The organism is Azonexus sp. (assembly GCF_049652925.1).
Taxonomy (GTDB): Bacteria; Pseudomonadota; Gammaproteobacteria; order Burkholderiales; family Rhodocyclaceae; genus Azonexus.
Genome location: NZ_JBASFI010000012.1, coordinates 95,974 through 112,740, shown reverse-complemented (window position 1 = coordinate 112,740; position 16,767 = coordinate 95,974). Strand labels below are relative to the sequence as shown.

General features: G+C 61.3%; 15 protein-coding genes. 8 read left to right on the top strand and 7 right to left on the bottom strand.

What is annotated here, in order from left to right; translation table 11 throughout:
* Positions 1–7: 7 nt before the first annotated feature.
* Complete coding sequence (locus WBK19_RS04675; RefSeq protein ID WP_511287413.1) at positions 8–466, bottom strand: (2Fe-2S)-binding protein; 459 nt, start codon at positions 464–466, stop codon at positions 8–10.
* Between the two features lie 177 nt (positions 467–643).
* Here WBK19_RS04675 and WBK19_RS04670 point away from each other — a divergent pair, with 177 nt between their 5' ends.
* Positions 644–1,597, top strand: coding sequence for an AraC family transcriptional regulator (locus WBK19_RS04670; RefSeq protein ID WP_511287411.1), 954 nt, complete (start codon positions 644–646; stop codon positions 1,595–1,597).
* Positions 1,598–1,646: 49 nt separating this feature from the next.
* Positions 1,647–2,045 carry a peptide-methionine (R)-S-oxide reductase MsrB gene (gene msrB / locus WBK19_RS04665; protein ID WP_511287409.1) on the top strand — a complete coding sequence of 133 codons (399 nt, stop codon included), beginning with the start codon at positions 1,647–1,649 and terminating at the stop codon, positions 2,043–2,045.
* A gap of 143 nt (positions 2,046–2,188) precedes the next feature.
* Here msrB and WBK19_RS04660 read toward each other — a convergent pair whose 3' ends face one another.
* From WBK19_RS04660 to WBK19_RS04650, 3 genes are all read right to left on the bottom strand, one after another.
* A complete protein-coding gene (locus tag WBK19_RS04660) occupies positions 2,189–3,031 on the bottom strand; it encodes a DUF5677 domain-containing protein (RefSeq protein WP_511287407.1) in 843 nt (280 codons plus the stop codon).
* 180 nt (positions 3,032–3,211) lie between these two features.
* On the bottom strand, positions 3,212–3,802 hold the full coding sequence (locus WBK19_RS04655; RefSeq protein ID WP_511287405.1) for a DNA-3-methyladenine glycosylase I: 591 nt from the start codon (positions 3,800–3,802) through the stop codon (positions 3,212–3,214).
* 53 nt (positions 3,803–3,855) lie between these two features.
* A complete protein-coding gene (locus tag WBK19_RS04650) occupies positions 3,856–4,659 on the bottom strand; it encodes an AraC family transcriptional regulator (protein ID WP_511287403.1) in 804 nt (267 codons plus the stop codon).
* An 88-nt stretch (positions 4,660–4,747) separates the two neighbouring features.
* Between WBK19_RS04650 and WBK19_RS04645 the strand changes: the two genes are divergently transcribed.
* Entirely contained in the window at positions 4,748–5,956 is a 1,209-nt protein-coding gene (locus tag WBK19_RS04645; RefSeq protein ID WP_511287401.1) for an MFS transporter, read from the top strand.
* Between the two features lie 113 nt (positions 5,957–6,069).
* On the opposite strand, the gene WBK19_RS04640 is transcribed toward WBK19_RS04645, so the two are convergent.
* From WBK19_RS04640 to WBK19_RS04630, 3 genes are all read right to left on the bottom strand, one after another.
* A complete protein-coding gene (locus tag WBK19_RS04640) occupies positions 6,070–8,451 on the bottom strand; it encodes a phospholipase D-like domain-containing protein (RefSeq protein WP_511287399.1) in 2,382 nt (793 codons plus the stop codon).
* A gap of 154 nt (positions 8,452–8,605) precedes the next feature.
* The gene (locus WBK19_RS04635) at positions 8,606–9,496 is read right to left on the bottom strand and encodes a radical SAM protein (RefSeq protein WP_511287398.1); all 891 of its coding nucleotides are present in this window, start codon (positions 9,494–9,496) and stop codon (positions 8,606–8,608) included.
* Positions 9,496–9,921: an acyl-CoA thioesterase gene (locus tag WBK19_RS04630; RefSeq protein WP_511287396.1), complete on the bottom strand. Its 426-nt coding sequence runs from the start codon at positions 9,919–9,921 to the stop codon at positions 9,496–9,498. The genes WBK19_RS04635 and WBK19_RS04630 overlap by 1 nt, the downstream gene beginning before the upstream one ends.
* Positions 9,922–10,095: 174 nt before the next feature.
* On the opposite strand from WBK19_RS04630, the gene WBK19_RS04625 reads away from it, so the two are divergent.
* From WBK19_RS04625 to WBK19_RS04605, 5 genes are all read left to right on the top strand, one after another.
* Positions 10,096–12,426 (top strand): penicillin-binding protein 1A, encoded by a 2,331-nt coding sequence (locus tag WBK19_RS04625; RefSeq protein ID WP_511287394.1) that lies wholly within the window; start codon positions 10,096–10,098, stop codon positions 12,424–12,426.
* A gap of 64 nt (positions 12,427–12,490) precedes the next feature.
* Positions 12,491–12,856, top strand: a complete 366-nt coding sequence (locus WBK19_RS04620) for a YajD family HNH nuclease (protein ID WP_511287392.1) — start codon at positions 12,491–12,493, stop codon at positions 12,854–12,856.
* 8 nt (positions 12,857–12,864) lie between these two features.
* Positions 12,865–13,278: a secondary thiamine-phosphate synthase enzyme YjbQ gene (locus tag WBK19_RS04615; RefSeq protein WP_511287390.1), complete on the top strand. Its 414-nt coding sequence runs from the start codon at positions 12,865–12,867 to the stop codon at positions 13,276–13,278.
* 241 nt (positions 13,279–13,519) lie between these two features.
* Positions 13,520–13,861: a hypothetical protein gene (locus WBK19_RS04610; RefSeq protein WP_511287388.1), complete on the top strand. Its 342-nt coding sequence runs from the start codon at positions 13,520–13,522 to the stop codon at positions 13,859–13,861.
* A 600-nt stretch (positions 13,862–14,461) separates the two neighbouring features.
* The gene (locus WBK19_RS04605; RefSeq protein WP_511287386.1) at positions 14,462–16,744 is read left to right on the top strand and encodes a phage tail sheath C-terminal domain-containing protein; all 2,283 of its coding nucleotides are present in this window, start codon (positions 14,462–14,464) and stop codon (positions 16,742–16,744) included.
* Positions 16,745–16,767: the final 23 nt, after the last annotated feature.

Genomic DNA, 16,767 nt, shown 5'->3' with positions numbered 1-16,767 from the left:
AGACTCCTCAGGCCAATGCCTTGGCGGCTTCATGAATGGCAGCGCGGACGCGCACATAGGTCGCGCAGCGGCACAGGTTGCCCGACATGGCAGTATCGATGTCGGCATCGCTCGGTTTGCGGTTCTGAGTCAGCAAAGCGACGGCGCTCATGATCTGACCGGACTGGCAGTAGCCGCACTGCACGACATCAAGCTTGCGCCACGCTTCCTGCACGACCTTGCCGACGCGCTCGGTATCGACCGCCTCGATGGTCCTGATCTTGCGGCCAACCACCGCCGACACAGGCGTCGAACAGGCGCGTACCGGTTCGCCATCGACATGCACCGTGCAGGCACCGCACAGCGCCTGGCCGCAGCCATATTTCGTCCCGGTCATCTGCAAGGTGTCGCGCAGCGCCCAAAGCAGCGGCGTATCGGGCGCCACATCGAGTTGATGTGCCTTGCCGTTAATAGTCAGTTTGATCATCTGCATACTCCTCGTCGGAAGGGGATCAGCAGCCATCCCGTGGCTGCTGTTTGTGCGAATAGTGTGGGCGAGGCAAGGCGGCAAGCGATAACCCAATCGTGCAGACTTATTGCCTGATCCTCCAGAACATGTCCGCAGCCTCTCGCCGGCCAGCGCCAAAACCGCTACTCTCCGGTCATGGATACTGCCGTTCTGACCACGCCTCGCCCAAATGATTCCAACGCCATGGAAAACGCCGATCTGGCGCGCCAGCGCACAGAGCTGGCCGCCATCATCGACCGTCACTGCCAGGCGGACGGCGGTGTCGACACGGCCATTCCCAACCTCAAGCTTTTCCGTGGATCGAACACCGAAGTGCCGAACTGCGCCATCATGACCTCGGTGTTCGCCATGATGGCCCAGGGCGCCAAACGCATCACGGTCGGCGACGACACTTACGACTATGATGCCCGCCATTACATGATTTCATCGGTCGATCTGCCGATTTTTGCGCGCATCACACAGGCCTCCATCGCCGAGCCCTACCTCGGCCTGGGGCTAGCCATCGACCCGCTGAAGATCAACGAACTGACTGCCGCCATGCCCAAAAATCGGGCATTTGAAGGCGTTGACCGTGGCATTGCCGTCGGCCTGCTCAGCGTCGACATCCAGAACACCGCCCTGCGCCTGGCCCGATTGCTCGATACGCCAGCCGACATCCCGGTGCTCGCCCCGATCATTGAGCGCGAACTGCTCTACCGCCTGCTCGCCGGCCCCCTCGGTTCACGCCTTCGTCAGGCCGCCGCCAGCGGCAGCCACAGCCATCAGATCGTCCGCGCCATCGACTGGCTCAAAACCAACCTCGACCAGCCGCTCAGCATCGAACGGCTGGCCAGCCTGTCGAACATGAGCCGCTCGTCGCTGCACCATCATTTCAAGGCCCTGACCGCCATGACGCCGCTGCAATATCAAAAGCAGCTACGCCTGCAGGAAGCCCGCCGCCTCATGCTGGTCAGCGACACCGATGCCGCCTCGGCAGCGCATCACGTCGGCTACGAAAGCCCCTCGCAATTCAACCGCGAATATCGCCGCATGTTCGGCGCCCCGCCGGGCCGCGATGTCGCCCAGTTTCGCCTGAGCCAAACCGCCTGAACCTACACCTGCCACGCTGGTCAGACTTGGCCACCTCAAGGAAACAAGCATGCCGAAAATCGAAAAAACCGACGCCGAATGGCGTGCCCAGCTCGATGAAACCGAATACCGCGTCGCCCGCCAGAAAGGCACCGAACGCGCCTTTACCGGCAAATATTGGGACACCCACGAAGACGGCACCTACCACTGCATCTGCTGCGGCGCCCCGCTCTTCCGCTCGGAAGCCAAGTTCGACTCCGGCTGCGGCTGGCCGAGCTTTCACACGCCGAACGACGAAAAACTCATCGACGAACACGTCGACCGCAGCGTCGGCATGCTCCGCACCGAAGTCACCTGCCACGACTGCGGCGCCCACCTCGGCCACGTCTTCGACGATGGGCCAGCACCGACGGGGGTGCGCTACTGCATCAACTCGGCGTCGCTGAAGCTGGAGAAGGATGGAGAGTGACGAGTGGGCGAGGTTCGTCGTACGACCGCAATTCGGGCAGAAGCCCGCGGTCGATCACTTGCTATTATTCGGTAGCGACGTGACCTAAGCGGTCTATTAGCTTGCCAATCGGAAGGCTTGGGAGCGTTCACTTAATGTTGCAGTTAATCGTCGCCAACCCAATCGTCTCCTGTCGTTGCCTTGAAGAGGCGTTTGAATAGTTCGTGCTCATCTAGGACCAGAGGACCAAACTTGTGGACATTGGCGAATGCGGCAATGAAGCCACTCGCAGCGTGCCCCGTTGCGGAGAGAATATCGATCATCTGCTCTTCTGTGCCGGCTAGAAACGCCTCAACAGTAGCTTCCTTGCTGCCATGAGCACTCATGAAGTAACTCATCCCGTACACAGAGCCGTGGATAATTTCAGAGGATATAGCGTAGATTCCTGCATATGCTCCCAGCAAAGCACCGCCTGATGCTGGCACAACTTTCCCTATGCGGTCGATCTTTGACGGTACGTCGAGGTTGCTCCATGAGTCTCGACCCTTGCCCGAGAACTCGGGGAAGGACTTTGCAATCGTAGTCTTGAGGTCTGGATCACTGCCTAGAGTGAACATGAAGTCACCGGTCCCTACAACGCGGTTGTCGTGTTTCCAGGCAGCGTAGGATCGGTGATTCAGGGCTCGTTGTGAGACCTCGACTGGTTGGGTTGTGAAGAAAGCAGCGTTGATGAGGCTTTCGACCACGGCACGAGCTATGGGGTATAGGTCACGTACCGCGAGGCCGGATTCGGTTGAGTTTTTCAGGATGGTGTTCAGGGATTGGCCTGCACCCATCGATACAGCGGCCGTGGCGCGTGCTTTGTCTCTTTCCAGCACACAAGCAAAGGGTTGCCCCTTGTAGAGGGTGGGCCCTTCAGACATCACATACAGGGTGAGGCGCAGCAGTTCCAACTGCCCTTGGATGACTGCACGCAGTTCAATTAGCTTATTAGCTCGCTCAGTCATGGCTCTCTCCTACGAGGGTGCGGCGCAGTATGCCATTGGTTCGGCGTCGATGAAGCTCTGTTGGTTTGTTTGGTTGTCGGACGAAAGCGGACTCTGCGTAACTTCCACTTCTGGCCAAGTGTCACACTTTGATCACCGCGTACTAAACGACGGTTTTGTCCGGTAAGCAGCAAAAACAAGCTATCGCCCGTCGTTCCCGGAAATCCCCTGCACTTCCTCGTACCGCGGGCAACTGACCAGATGATCATTGACCATCCCCGTTGCCTGCATGAACGCATAGCAAATCGTCGAGCCGACGAACTTGAAACCGGCGCGGGTCAGGGCTTTGCTCAGGGCATCCGATTGCGGGGTTTTGGCGGGGACTTCGGCCAGCGATGACCGGGCGTTTTGCACCGGCGCACCGCCGACGAAGGACCACAGGAACTCGCTGAACGATTGCCCCCCGGCGGTCAGCACCAGATAGGCCTTGGCGTTCTGGATGGTCGCGGCGATCTTGGCGCGGTTGCGGATGATGCCGGGGTCGGCCAGCAGGGCGGCGACTTTTTGCTCGTCGTAGCGAGCGATTTTGTGCGGGTCGAAGTTGTCGAATACCTGCCGGTAGTGCGCCCGTTTCTTGAGCACGGTGGCCCAGGACAAGCCGGCCTGGGCGCCTTCGAGGATCAGGAGTTCGAACAGGGCGCGGTCGTCGCGCAGCGGCAGGCCCCATTCGGTATCGTGGTACTCGCGGTAGAGGTCGAATCCTTCGCTCCAGGGGCAGCGTTCCATCGTCATGCATCCGTCAGCAAAAAATGAAGTGTAGCGGTGTCCGCCACAAGCCGACAGTGTCATGCCGGCAGTGAACTGCGTTCCTGCATGAAACGCCCCGGCGGCACGCCGAAGGCGCGCTTGAACATGGCCGAGAAGGCGGCCTGGCTGGCGTAGCCCAGTTCCGCTGCGACTTCGCCGCACGGGCGGCCGCGGCCGATCAGGTCGAGCGCCCGGGCCAGGCGCAATTGCTGGCGCCAGGCGCCGAAGCTCAGTTTCAGTTCGCTGACGAACAGGCGGGCTAGCGTCCGCTCGCTGGCACCGACGCGAGCCGCCCATTCGGCCAACGACAGCGCGGATGCGGGATCGTCGATCAGGGCCTGACACAAGGCTTGCAGCCGCCTGTCCTGCGGCATCGGCAAGCCGAGCGAAAGCGGCGGCGCGCGGCGGATTTCAGTGAGCAGCAATGCCGTCACCTGACGCTGGCGCTGCGACGCCTCCTGGCCGTCACCGTCAGCCTCGCTCAGTGCTTCGAAAAGCGCCCGCATGAGGTCGGAAACCTCGATCACCGAGCAGGCATCGAGCGGCAGCGGGGCCACTTCGGGGGCGATATAAACGGTGCGGAATTCGACTTCGCCGAGCATGAGCAGATCGTGCTCGATGTGCGGCGGGATCCACACGGCGCGCAAGGCGGGCACCAGCCAGGTCATGCCGGCCGCCGAAATGCGGATGCCGCCGCACAGCGGATAGGCCAGTTGCGCCCAGTCGTGGCGATGTGGCGGCACGTAGACATCTGCCGGCGGGCAACGCAGATTGACCGTCATCGGCAACTCGGCGGTCGGGGCGCGGCGGGGTAAGGGGTCGAAGGTGAGGTCTGTCTGCATTGCGATAATTTTTGTCCGAATGTCGCATCGCAGTCAAGCGCGCGCAAAGCTAGACTGCAATCCTTAACGTTTTACTCGGACTTTATCCATGACGACCGCTACCCTGCCCGCGCCCCAGCGCAGCGACATCGAAGTGATCACCCTGATCGGCTTCGTGCATGGCGTTTCGCACTTTTTCCACCTGCTGCTGCCGCCGCTTTTTCCGTGGCTGATGCAGGATTTCGACCTCAGTTTTACCGGCATCGGCATGACGATGACCGTGTTTTTCGTCATCTCCGGCATCGGCCAGGCGATGGCTGGTTTTCTTGTTGACCGCTTCGGCGCGGCGCGCGTTCTCGGCGGGGGCATAAGCTGCTTTGCGCTGGCCGGCGTCGTGCTGCATTTCGCCACCGGCTACCCGATGCTGATCGCCACCGCCGCGCTGGCCGGCCTCGGCAACAGCGTCTTTCATCCGGCCGATTTCACGGTGCTCAACCACCGCGTGTCGCAGGCCCGGCTTGGCCATGCCTTTTCCGTTCATGGCCTGTCCGGCAACCTCGGCTGGGCAGCGGCACCGGTCTTCATGACCGGTATTGCCACGGCCTACGGCTGGCGTGACGCGGCGCTGGCTGCCAGCCTCGTCGCCATCGCCGCCCTCGCCCTGCTGTTCTGGCGCCGGGAAACCATCAACGAGGCGCACGACCATCGCGCCCCGAAAGGCGATGAAGCGCCATCGCCGACCTTCGCCTTCCTTGGCTCGCGCGCTGTCTGGCTGTGCTTCCTGTTCTTTTTCCTGGTCACCGCGGCCTTCGGCACCATCCAGAATTTCGCCAGCCCCATCCTGCAGGCCATCTACGGCCTGTCGCTGACGACGGCAGCGCTGGCGCTGTCGACCTACATGGTTGGCGCGGCAGCCGGCATCGTGCTGGGCGGTTTCCTCGCCCAGAAAAACACCCACGAATACCTGATCTCCGGCGCGCTCGGGGTTGCCGCCTTGTTCGCCATCCTGCTCGCCAGCGACATCTTGCCGGCCTGGGCCATCCTGCCGCTGATGGGCGGCATCGGCTTCTGCACCGGCGTCGCCGGGCCGTCGCGCGATCTGCTGGTGCGCAAGGCGGCGACGGCGCGCTTTGGCAAATCGGCCTATGGCCGGGTTTATGGCTTTGTCTATTCCGGGCTGGATCTTGGACTGGCGATGGCGCCGGTCATCTTTGGCGGGATGATGGATGGGCGGCAGTTTGGCGAGGTGCTGATTGGCATCGCCGTGCTGCAGACATTGGCGATTTTTAGCGCCTTGCGCGTTGGCAAGACGGTTTAGGCGAATGGCACGGTCAACCGGAAATTTCGGCTAAAAATGAAATAGTGTCGACTGGCTTGGGGTTCCGCGCTGTCGGGGAACCCCTGCCAAATCAAATCAAAACCGCCTGACGATCAAATCGGCTGGAACAAGTCATTGAATTTCTGCTGAGCGTCGCGGCGAGCGGCTTCGCTGGCATTCGGATCAATGGCCGCCCGGGTCAGGTTGTAGGCCGCATCGAGCAACCCCAGGAAGCGGCTATCCAGTGTCTTCATCTGCTCGGCATCCAGACGCTTGTCCATGTGGTATTTCTTGAGTGTCGCGTGCAGGCTTTCCAAGTCTTCCTGGATCATGGTCGAGCGGGGCGTGCTGACAAAGTAGCTGTTTTCCCGTTTCACCCTTCCCGGCGTTGCCAGGATGTTGTCAACGAAGCTGCGATAGGCCGCGACGAGCTTGGGCGCATTGTTCACCAGCATGGCGTTGTTGGTATCCATCATGTAGCTGCGCACGTCGGCGTTGGCCGATCCGACAATCAGCTGGTCGCCGAAGAGTGAAACCTTGCTGTGCAGTGAGAGGTTATGGTTCCCGACCGGCGGCTGGTATTCGTAGTATTCAAAGCGTGCTGCCCGGCTGGTCCCATGCTGCAAGCCGGTCACCTCGGCAAATGCCTTGATGGCATGGCGCGCCAGCAAATTGACCGGGGTCAGGTCCGTGGTGGCTAGTGAATTGGTGATAACTCTTACCGTGACATGTGAACAATCCTGCTTGCCATCGACGAGGGTGGCCAGGCTGGAAGCGAGATTGGCCGGCGGGAAGAAATAGGCACTATGCAGAATGACCATCTGGGGTTGGTCGACGGTCGCTTTGCTGCAAATGCCGGAGAGCGCCTGCAGCCAGATTTCGGTGATGTGTTTGCCGTTATCGCCCTCCTGGCCAGCCTGGGCTCCGTAGATCCGAACGCGACTGGCTGGTGGCAGGCGCTTGTCGAATGGCAGGTTCTCAAGGTAGTAAAGGCGCGCCGAGGTGTCGACGGCAAGGGGCTGGCTTGGCTGGATCTTTCCGGCGTAAGCCGTCTTGTAGGCCTTGGCATTCTGCGCCATGCGCTGGGTCGCCGCTTCGACACGCTGATCCAGGCTCATGGCAGCGAGCTTGAACTTGCCATTGACGCAGGCGTCATGTTTGGCACCCGGTTTCAGTTTGGCGCAGGCGTTTTCAGCCGTCGTGTAGGCTTCCATGTTCCACAGCACATCGTTGGGTGCATGGGTGCGAATCTCGTCCAGGGTCGCCACCATCCGGTTGAAGTTCCACAGCCCGTCGAAAGCGTCTGCGATGACCTTGCCACCATCACCGGTCACGGTAGCCACCAGATCGGTGTCCATGAAGACATACTTTTCGATCAGGGGATTGGGGTGCATGTGGTAGGAATTTTCGACGTTGCGCCCGCCCAGTTGCACCCGGCTCGAATCGGCAAGCAGGAGTTTCTGGTGAGTGAAGTCGGTGATGTGGTCCCAGTCCAGCTTTTCTTCTGCACTGAACTTGCGGTCAATCGGCAGGGCTGAAAACAGCTCGTTTTTCACCGGTACGATCTGGCTGGAATACAACTGCTCTGCCATCAATAGCCCCAGGTTCGCCTGCACACGCTGAAAGACGGGGGCTGTGCGCGACTGCCAGTAGAGTTTGCCGAGCTTCTTGAGACTTTCCTTTTGCTCGGGCGTCGCCTTGCCGGCCTGGCCGGCGGCTTTGGGATCGATATTCTGTCCCTGCTCGATGGCCAGCGTCATCAGGTTGGCATTCCTGGCATAGAGCCCCGAGAGCAGCAGCCCGGAAGGCCCGGTGTTGACGTTGGAAACATTGAGGCTTGCGGCCGGCACGCCTGCAATCTGCTCGTCGGCAAACAGCTTTTCCACAGCCGCCATCTTGTCGGCGGAGCAGGCCTCTTTGGTCGCTGCCCCGGCCTGACCACAACCCATGGTCATGTAAACGGCATCCATGACGATGTTCCGCGTCGGCCGGTTGTAGAAACGTACCGCCAGGCTACCCTTGCCCGAATTGCCGCGTCGTTCCATGGCCGTGAACATATCCAGTCGCTTGTAATTGGTTTGATAGTCGGTGAGCAGGCGAACCTTCACGCCGCGCCGGGCTGCGGCGATCAGCGCCTCGGAGAGCACCGAAGAACTCTGGTCGTCGGCGTAAATGTAGTAAGTGAGGTCAAGCGTGGACTTTGCCTCCTCGACCAGGCGAATTTTGGACTGGAAGGAAGCATCGTTGTCGGTAATGACGGCCCCGTCGCTGATGGCAAGCGCCCCTGACGAAGCCTGGGCCAACAGGGTGTCATCAGTGAGCGAGGTGCGGAGAACGGGCGTCGCGCAGCCGGTCAGAAGTCCGGCCAACACCAGCGCGGGAATCATCTTATTGGTCATCATTTCCTCACAAAGTTTGAGCGCAAGTCGGCTCATGGCCGGCTGCATGGCCGCGACAACGGAATCACTGGCCCGCAGCCCTGCCTGATAAGTCATTTGGTGGATCAACCGCAGTACCTTGGAAAGGCAGTATGGCGTTTTCAAATTTTAAGTACAACAGGATAAACGGGCGACAGGAAGACACGAGGCACGGCGACCAAGCCGGGTGTGTTACAGCTTGACTACTGCAAAGGCATGGAAACGACGACGCTTAAAGCCCACGCGCCCAGGCCGGGCGCAAATGGGCGACTTCAGGGGCGGCGATCGCCAGTCGCACCTGCTCAAGCAAGCGCAGCTTGTCGGCCCCCAGCGTTCCCTTGAGCACCAGCCAGTTCGAGGCGTGATCGCTGCGAAACACCGTGCGCTTGAGTTCCAGCCCGGACAGGAATCGCTCCATCTCGACGAACAGCTCATGTTGATCGAGCGGCTCCCAGCCGGGAAAACCGGCGCGGAAACGTTCCTCGCCCTGCGGAAAGCTGACGACCAGCGTTGCCAGGTATTCCGGCTGCGTCGCATTGGCCAGTCGCGCCGAATTTTCTGCGTGCTGCTGGCTCAAAGCCTTGCCGCCGAGGCCGTTCAGAATCATCACCGACCGCGTGATGCCGGCTGCACCCAACTTGTCGAGCGCCTCGCGCGTGGTGTCAAACGTTTCGCCTTTGTCGACAGCCGCCAGCACCTGATCATCGCCCGATTCAGCGCCGACATAGACCATTTTCAAGCCGGCCGCCGCCAGTTCATCGATTTCCGCCTGCGACTTTTTCCGCAAATTTCGCGGCAGGCAATACGATGAAATCCGCCGCACAGCCGGCAGGTGCGTGCGGATCGCTTCGAGAATATTGATCAGCCGCCGAGTCGGCAGCACCAGTGCATCGCCGTCGGCGAGAAAAACGCGGCGGATGTCACCACCGTAGCGCTGCCCGGTCAGTCGAATGCTTTCGAGCACCTCGTCTTCGCTGCGCGCCAGGAATTTCTTCTGTGGCGCCGTGTACATTTCGCAGAACGTACATTTATTCCACGAACAGCCATCCGTCACCGGCAGGATTAGCGATTCCGCTTCGCTCGGCGGACGGAAGACCGGCTCGACGTAACGGATCGGAATCATCAGGCGCCGACCTTGGCAACGAAAGCCGGCGGCACCGAAACAGCCTTGCGGGCGGAGTAGTCGAAGAACATGATGCCGTGCTTGCCGCGCGCCACCTCGCGGCCACTGGCTTTGTCCGACAGGCGCCAGACGAGATCGCAGCCGTATTTGTTGAAATCGTTGGCGCCCATCTCGACGACCAGCGTTTCGCCGTGGAAGGCTTCCGAGCGGTATTGCGCCGCGACATCGGCGACGACGATACCGACACCTTCGACATCGAGTTCGGTGTAGCCAAGCGACTTGAAGAAGCGTACCCGCGCTTCGGAGACGAGCGAGATCAGCTGGGCGTTGTCGAGGTGGTGGCCGTAGTTGATGTGGCCGATATAAATGGGAATGTCGGTCGAGAAGCTGAAATGCTGGGGTAGCTCGATCTTGATGCGGGGCATGGTGGTGACGCCTGGTAAATGGGTGAATCCGGATTCTACGGACAGGATCAGGGCACGGCCAGCGGTCCACGCTTCGCATTGAGGCTAAACTAGCCATCTCGGTGGCTGGCCAGCCAGCGCCATAAACCTCCCGACAAAGACTTGTTCGCCGGGCACGCTTGGGCAGGATTTCAATTGAGTTTTCTTTCAACCGTCGTCAAATTCCTGACGCTCCCGTTGGCCACGGCCAACTATCGCCAGCAACTGCCACGCACGCTGCTCGCCATCGGTGTCAATGGCGCCCTGCTGCTCTTCGCCATACTTGCCTACATGCTGGCGACAGTGCTGCCCAGCCTGCCGCCGCTGGATATCGTGACCGACTATCGGCCGAAAATTCCGCTCCGGATCTACACGGCGGACGGCGCGCTGCTCGGCGAATTCGGCGAGGAACGTCGCGATTTCGTGCCGATCCAGGAAATCCCGCAGATCATGAAGGATGCCCTGCTGGCCATCGAGGATTCGCGCTTCTACGAACATGGCGGCGTGGATTACCGGGGTGTGACGCGGGCGCTGGTCGCCGATCTGACCGGCGGCTTCCATCAGGGCGCGTCGACGATCACCATGCAGGTGGCGCGCAATTTCTTCCTGACGCGGGAAAAGACCGTCAAGCGCAAGCTGACCGAAGCGCTGCTCGCCTATCGTATCGAGTCAGCGCTGACCAAGGACCAGATCCTTGAGCTGTACATGAACCAGATTTACCTCGGCCAGCGCACCCACGGCTTCGCCAGCGCCGCCCGCACTTATTTCAACAAGCGGCTGCCTGAGCTGACGCTGGCCGAAGCAGCCATGCTTGCCGGCATCCCGCAAAACCCGGCCAAGCATAATCCGGCGGTCAATCCTGTCCGCGCCAAGGCCCGCCAGGGGCTGGTCCTCAAGCGCCTGCGCGTACTAGGCAAAATCACCGAAGCGCAATACACCGAGGCGATGGCCCAGCCCCTCGCCATCAGCGACCGCCAGTTGCTATCCGTGCATGCCGACCATGCCGCCGAAATGGTCCGCCAGGAAATCTTTGCGCAATATCAGGCCGAGACCTACACGCGCGGCTTCAACGTGTACACCACGCTCAACGGCCCCGAACAGAACGCCGCCTACAACTCGTTGCGCAGCAACGTCCTGGCCTACGACCAGCGCCACGGCTACCGCGGGCCGGAAGATTTTGTCGACCTGCCTGATGATGCCGACGAGCGCGACGACGCCATCGACCGCATCCTGGCCAAACACCCGAACAGCGACAACCTGATCGCGGCCGTCGTCACGGAAATTTCAAGCAAGAAAGTCAGTGCCGAACCCGCCTCCGGCGACACCATCGAGGTCAGCGGCGAGGGCCTGCGCTTTGTCACCCGCGCCTTGCAGGCGAACGCCAAGGGTGGCACCCGGATTCGCGTCGGCTCGGTCATCCGGGCCAGCCGCGATGCGAAGGGCCGCTGGTCGATCAGCCAGATGCCCGAGGTCGAAGCGGCCTTTGTCGCACTCAATGCCGAAGACGGCTCCTATCGCGCCCTGGTCGGTGGCTTCGATTTTTCGCGCAAGCAGTTCAACCATGTCACCAGCGCCTGGCGCCAGCCGGGATCGAGCATCAAGCCTTTCGTCTATTCGGCGGCGCTGGAAAAGGGTTTCTCCCCGGCTACCGTAGTCGAGGATGCACCGCTCTCGCTGCCGGCCGGCGACAACGGCAAAACCTGGGATCCGCAGAACGATGACGGCTACGATGGCCCGATCAGCCTGCGCCGCGCCTTCGCCCGTTCGAAAAACGTTGTCGCCGTGCGCCTCTTGCGGTCGATCACACCGCAATACGGGCGGGATTATCTGCAGCGCTTCGGCTTCGATGCCACCAAGCATCCGGCCGACCTGACCATGACCCTGGGCAGCGGTTCGGTTACCCCCCAGCAGATGGCCGCCGCCTACGCCGTGTTCGCCAATGGCGGCTACAAAGTCACGCCGCACCTGATCGAAAAGATTACCGACAGCCGCGGCACCGTGCTGCAGGAAACGCCGCAGCCGCCCGTCCGCCAGGACGAACAGCGGGTCATCGACAGCCGCAACGCCTTCATCATGGACAGCATGTTGCGCGAAGTCGCCCATACGGGTACCGGTGCGCTGGCCGGACAACGCCTCGGACGCGCCGACGTAGCGGGCAAGACGGGAACCACCAGCGATGCCTTCGACGGCTGGTTTGCCGGCTACGCCAGCGATGTCGTCGCCGTTGCCTGGATGGGCTTCGACCAACCCAAATCACTGGGCGCCCGGGAATTCGGCGCGACGCTGGCCCTGCCGATCTGGATCGACTACATGCGCCAGGCACTGGCCGGCAAGCCAGTCGCCGAACGTTCGCCACCGGCTGGTGTCTCCTTCGTGGACGGCGACTGGATGTACGACGAATTCAACAGCGACACCGGGGTCAAGGAGCTCGACGTGGAATCGATACCGAGCATGGTCAGGGATTTCTTCAAGCGGCTGGGAATCTGACATCCCTCGTCGCAGCCATTCAGACGCCGGTTAAAATTCATCCCAATATCAACGGATTCCAACCATGAGTTCAATCGACCACAAACGCCTCGACAAGATCGTCCTTGACGCCCGCAAAGCCGCCGACACCCGCGCTGAGGGCTACCGCGAACGCGCCCTGAAAATCTATCCGTGGATTTGCGGCCGCTGCGCGCGTGAGTTCACCACGACCAATCTGCGCGAACTGACCGTGCACCATCGCGACCACAATCACGATAACAACCCGAACGATGGCAGCAACTGGGAACTGCTCTGCATTTACTGCCACGACAACGAGCACCAGAAGCAGATCGAGGCTGACCGCGGCTATACCGACACCAGCACCAAACGCGGTGGCGGCGCCACGCACAACCCGTTCGCCGCGCTGCAAGGCCTGCTCAAGAAGGACTGAGCAGCGGCATGGCCGAGCAATATCAACTCGCCATCACCACGCGGGGGCGCGGCTCGGTTGAAATAACCGACGAAGTGGCCGCCGTGGTCAGGAATGCCACGGTCAACGCCGGAATTGCCCATATTTTCGTGCGCCATACGAGCTGCGGGCTGGCCATCACCGAGAATGCCGACGCCAGCGTCCGCGGCGATCTCGAAACCCTCATGCAACGCTGGGCGCCCGATGGCGATCCGGCCTATCACCATGACCTCGAAGGCGACGACGACATGGCAGCCCATGCCCGCTCCTTGCTCACCGGCGTTTCGCTGACCGTCCCCTTCGCCGACGGCCGGCTGCTGCTCGGCACCTGGCAGGGCATCTATCTGTTCGAACACCGGACACAAGGCCATCGACGCGAAATCGTCGTAACGCTGATCGGCTGATCGCACCCCGGCATCGTGGGCGTGTACTACGCCCGGGCGTTGTCGTGATTTTGAGACAGGCAAATTTGCCGGAAATACGGCGAACTCCCGAATCCAGTCGAAATAATGTCGCCGCATAGCGACAAGCAACACCCCGTCGACAAAATAAAGTTCATAGATATCAAAGCCCTGCAAGTTGGCCCGGTAGTTGCGATGGCTAACGGAGATTCTTACCCACGCACCAAACCAGGGCAAAGCAAACATGACACAGAAGATACCGAACCTCCAGCCAGTCACCGGCTTCATGCGGCAATTCACCCTTTCCATGCTGCTTCCATTCAGCAGAAAATCGGATACCCGGCCAGCTCCCCACCCGCAGATTGACTCGTCGGTCTTTTCTCGGCCCGACCAATCCGAACTGCTCGCCATGGAAGAGGAAATCTGCCCGTTGGTCGAAGCCGAGGTCTATCTCATCTACGGCCGAAAGGCCGATGCCGAGAAGGTCCTTGCGCAGGGCGTAAGGATCGGACGGATAACGACCGGCGAGGTTGCACAATTCTGGTCGAACCAGAGCAAAGCGGCCGGCCGAAAAACATCCGACTGAAATGGCTTTGCCACGCACCAACGTTCAGAAAAATCGCCGGACGAAATTGCGTGCCGTCATCTGCAACTGCCATCGACAACAAATGACAGGTGACTTTCTTTTCGACTCCGAATATATTTCGCATGAATAAATTATTTTATTCATCGTGAATTGAACTATATTCTGGTCATCAGCGTCCACGGTCTTATAAAGCTGTTTTGCATTAGTCTGAAAGTACATTCGGATATGCTAATGCGTTTTTTTGGCATTGAAACTGCATGGCTTTCAATCTAGAAAATACCGCTGTTTAAACACACTTTTCTGACACTGCAAGAGGTTGTTCGAAGTTTCAAGCCTGACCGCCTTTGGCGGACTGGACTGAACCAGCAAAGACACTTTCACCTGCGCCACTCGATGACGCGGGGCAGACATTCAGGGCTCCGCCCTGGCGTGGCTGGACTAATCATCCGCCTCGCCCTTCGATCCCGCCTTGAGGGATTTTGGTGGTAACCCGGGTGGCCGCGGAAGCATTTTTTCCGCAGCGATCGCCGGGGCCGGCAGAAGTATCGATGAGATCGTGAATGGAATGGCCGCTGGCCGTCCCGCAGAAAGGAGCCCGTCATGCCCGTACAGCTTGCTTCCCCCGGGGTTTACATCCAGGAAGTTTCCAGCGGAGTCCGCACCATTGCCGGCGTCGCCACCTCGGTCGCCGCCTTCCTCGGCGCTGCATCCCGAGGGCCGATCAACAAGGCCACCCGAATTTTCAGCTTTGCCGACTTCGAGCGCGCTTTCGGCGGCCTCACGGCCGACTCGGAGATGAGCTACGGGGTACGCCAGTTCTTCATCAACGGCGGGACTGATGCGTGGATCGTCCGCATCGTCAAGAACGCCGCACCGGCCAGTCGGGCGTTGGTCAACGCGACGCCCATCACAGTCCTGACCGTCACGGCGCTCGATGCCGGCGAATCGGGCAACAGCATTCAGGTCCGCGTCGATTACGCGACGGCCAACCCGGACAGCACCTTCAACATTGCTTTCATCCGCAGCAGCGACGGCCGGGCCGAGCAGTACCCGAATGTCTCGATGAACTCGGCCGATGCCCGCTACCTGCCAGATCTCGTCAATGGCGTGTCGCAGCTGGTCAAGATTAGCCGGGATGTCCCCCAGCTCACCCTCAACGGCCTGGCTGCCGGCACCTCGACGAGCGGCACCCTGGCCGACGTCCAGACCCTGCTCGATGCCACCCACACTGATTTCCGTGTCGTGGTGAACGGCCTGCCACCGGTCACCGTCAGCATCACCCTGCCGGCCGATATTGCCGGCGGCACCGCAAATGCCCGCCTCACCACGCTGGCCGGCGCCATTCAGGCCAAGGTTCAAGCCCAGGCCGGCGGCAAGGCGGCGCTCTCGGGATTTACCTGCGCCCGCAGCGGCAGCACGCTGATCATGACCTCGGGTACCGGCGGCGAATTCTCGTCCGTCCGCGTCCTGCCCGGTAGCAGCAACAACGCCGCCGGCGTGCTCAAGCTCGGCGTCGCCAATGGCGGCGTCGAAGTCGATGCCGTTGCCAGCCTTCGCCCGGCGCCCCTGCCCGACCCGGCAACGCTGACCAGCGGCGCTTTCGCTGCCACCGATCTCGACGCCCTGCCCGACGCCACGCACACCAGCCTGCGCATCAGCCTCGACGGCTACGGTCCGGATGTCGTCGATCTCGGCAGCGCAGCCGCGGCCGGCGCCAACCTCGCGGCCAAACTCGGCGACATGGCTAGTCGCCTGCAGGCCGCTGTGCGCGCCCTGAAACCCGGCAATCCTGCCTACGCCAACTTCACCGCAACGGCGACCGCCACCACGCTGGTCCTGGCCAGCGGCTCGCGCGGCGCCGGTTCGGCCATCGCCGTCAGCGCCGCTCCGATCAACGACCTCGCCGCCGGCCTGCATCTGCTGGCCGGTGCCACACTGGCCGCGCCGCCAACCGATGCCTTCCTTGGCGGCGGCGCCGAAACCCCTTACGGGCCAGCCGATGTCTATCCGGCCTTCATCGGCAGCCGCGCCAATCGTGAAGGCTTGTATGCGCTGGAAGACGCCGATCTGTTCAACATCCTGGTCATGCCCGGCGTCACCGACCCCGGCGTGCTGGCCGACGCCGCCTCGTATTGCGAGGAGCGCCGTGCCTTCTTCATCGTCGATGCGCCGCCCACGGCCACCAGCGTCGCTACCATGGTCACCGCGGCTTCCGGCACCGAGCTGCCGAAATCCGATCACGCTGCAGTCTATTTCCCCTGGACCTACGTCGCCGATCCGCTCAAGAACGGCAAGCCGCGCCTGACCCCACCCGGTGGCACGATGGCCGGCCTCTACGCCCGTACCGACGGCAATCGCGGCGTCTGGAAGGCGCCGGCCGGCACCGATGCCAATCTGGCCGGCGTGCAGTCGATGGCCGTGCCGATGACCGATGGTGAAAACGGCAGTCTCAATCCGCTGGGCGTCAATTGCCTGCGTACTTTCCCGGTCTATGGCGCGATTGCCTGGGGTGCCCGCACCCTGCGCGGCGCCGATCAGATGGCCTCCGAATACAAGTACGTGCCGGTTCGCCGCCTGGCGCTCTACATCGAGGAATCGCTCTATCGCGGTACGCAATGGGTCGTTTTCGAGCCGAACGACGAACCGCTGTGGGCACAGATTCGCCTCAACATCGGCGCCTTCATGAACGGCCTGTTCCGCCAGGGCGCTTTCCAGGGCAGTTCGCCGCGCGATGCCTATCTCGTCAAGTGCGACCGGGAGACGACGACGCAGGACGACATAAATCGCGGTGTGGTGAACATTCTGGTCGGCTTCGCGCCGCTCAAGCCGGCCGAATTCGTGGTCATCAGCATCCAGCAGCTGGCCGGACAGATCCAGGTCTGATTCTGAAGCGAATAACGAGGAGA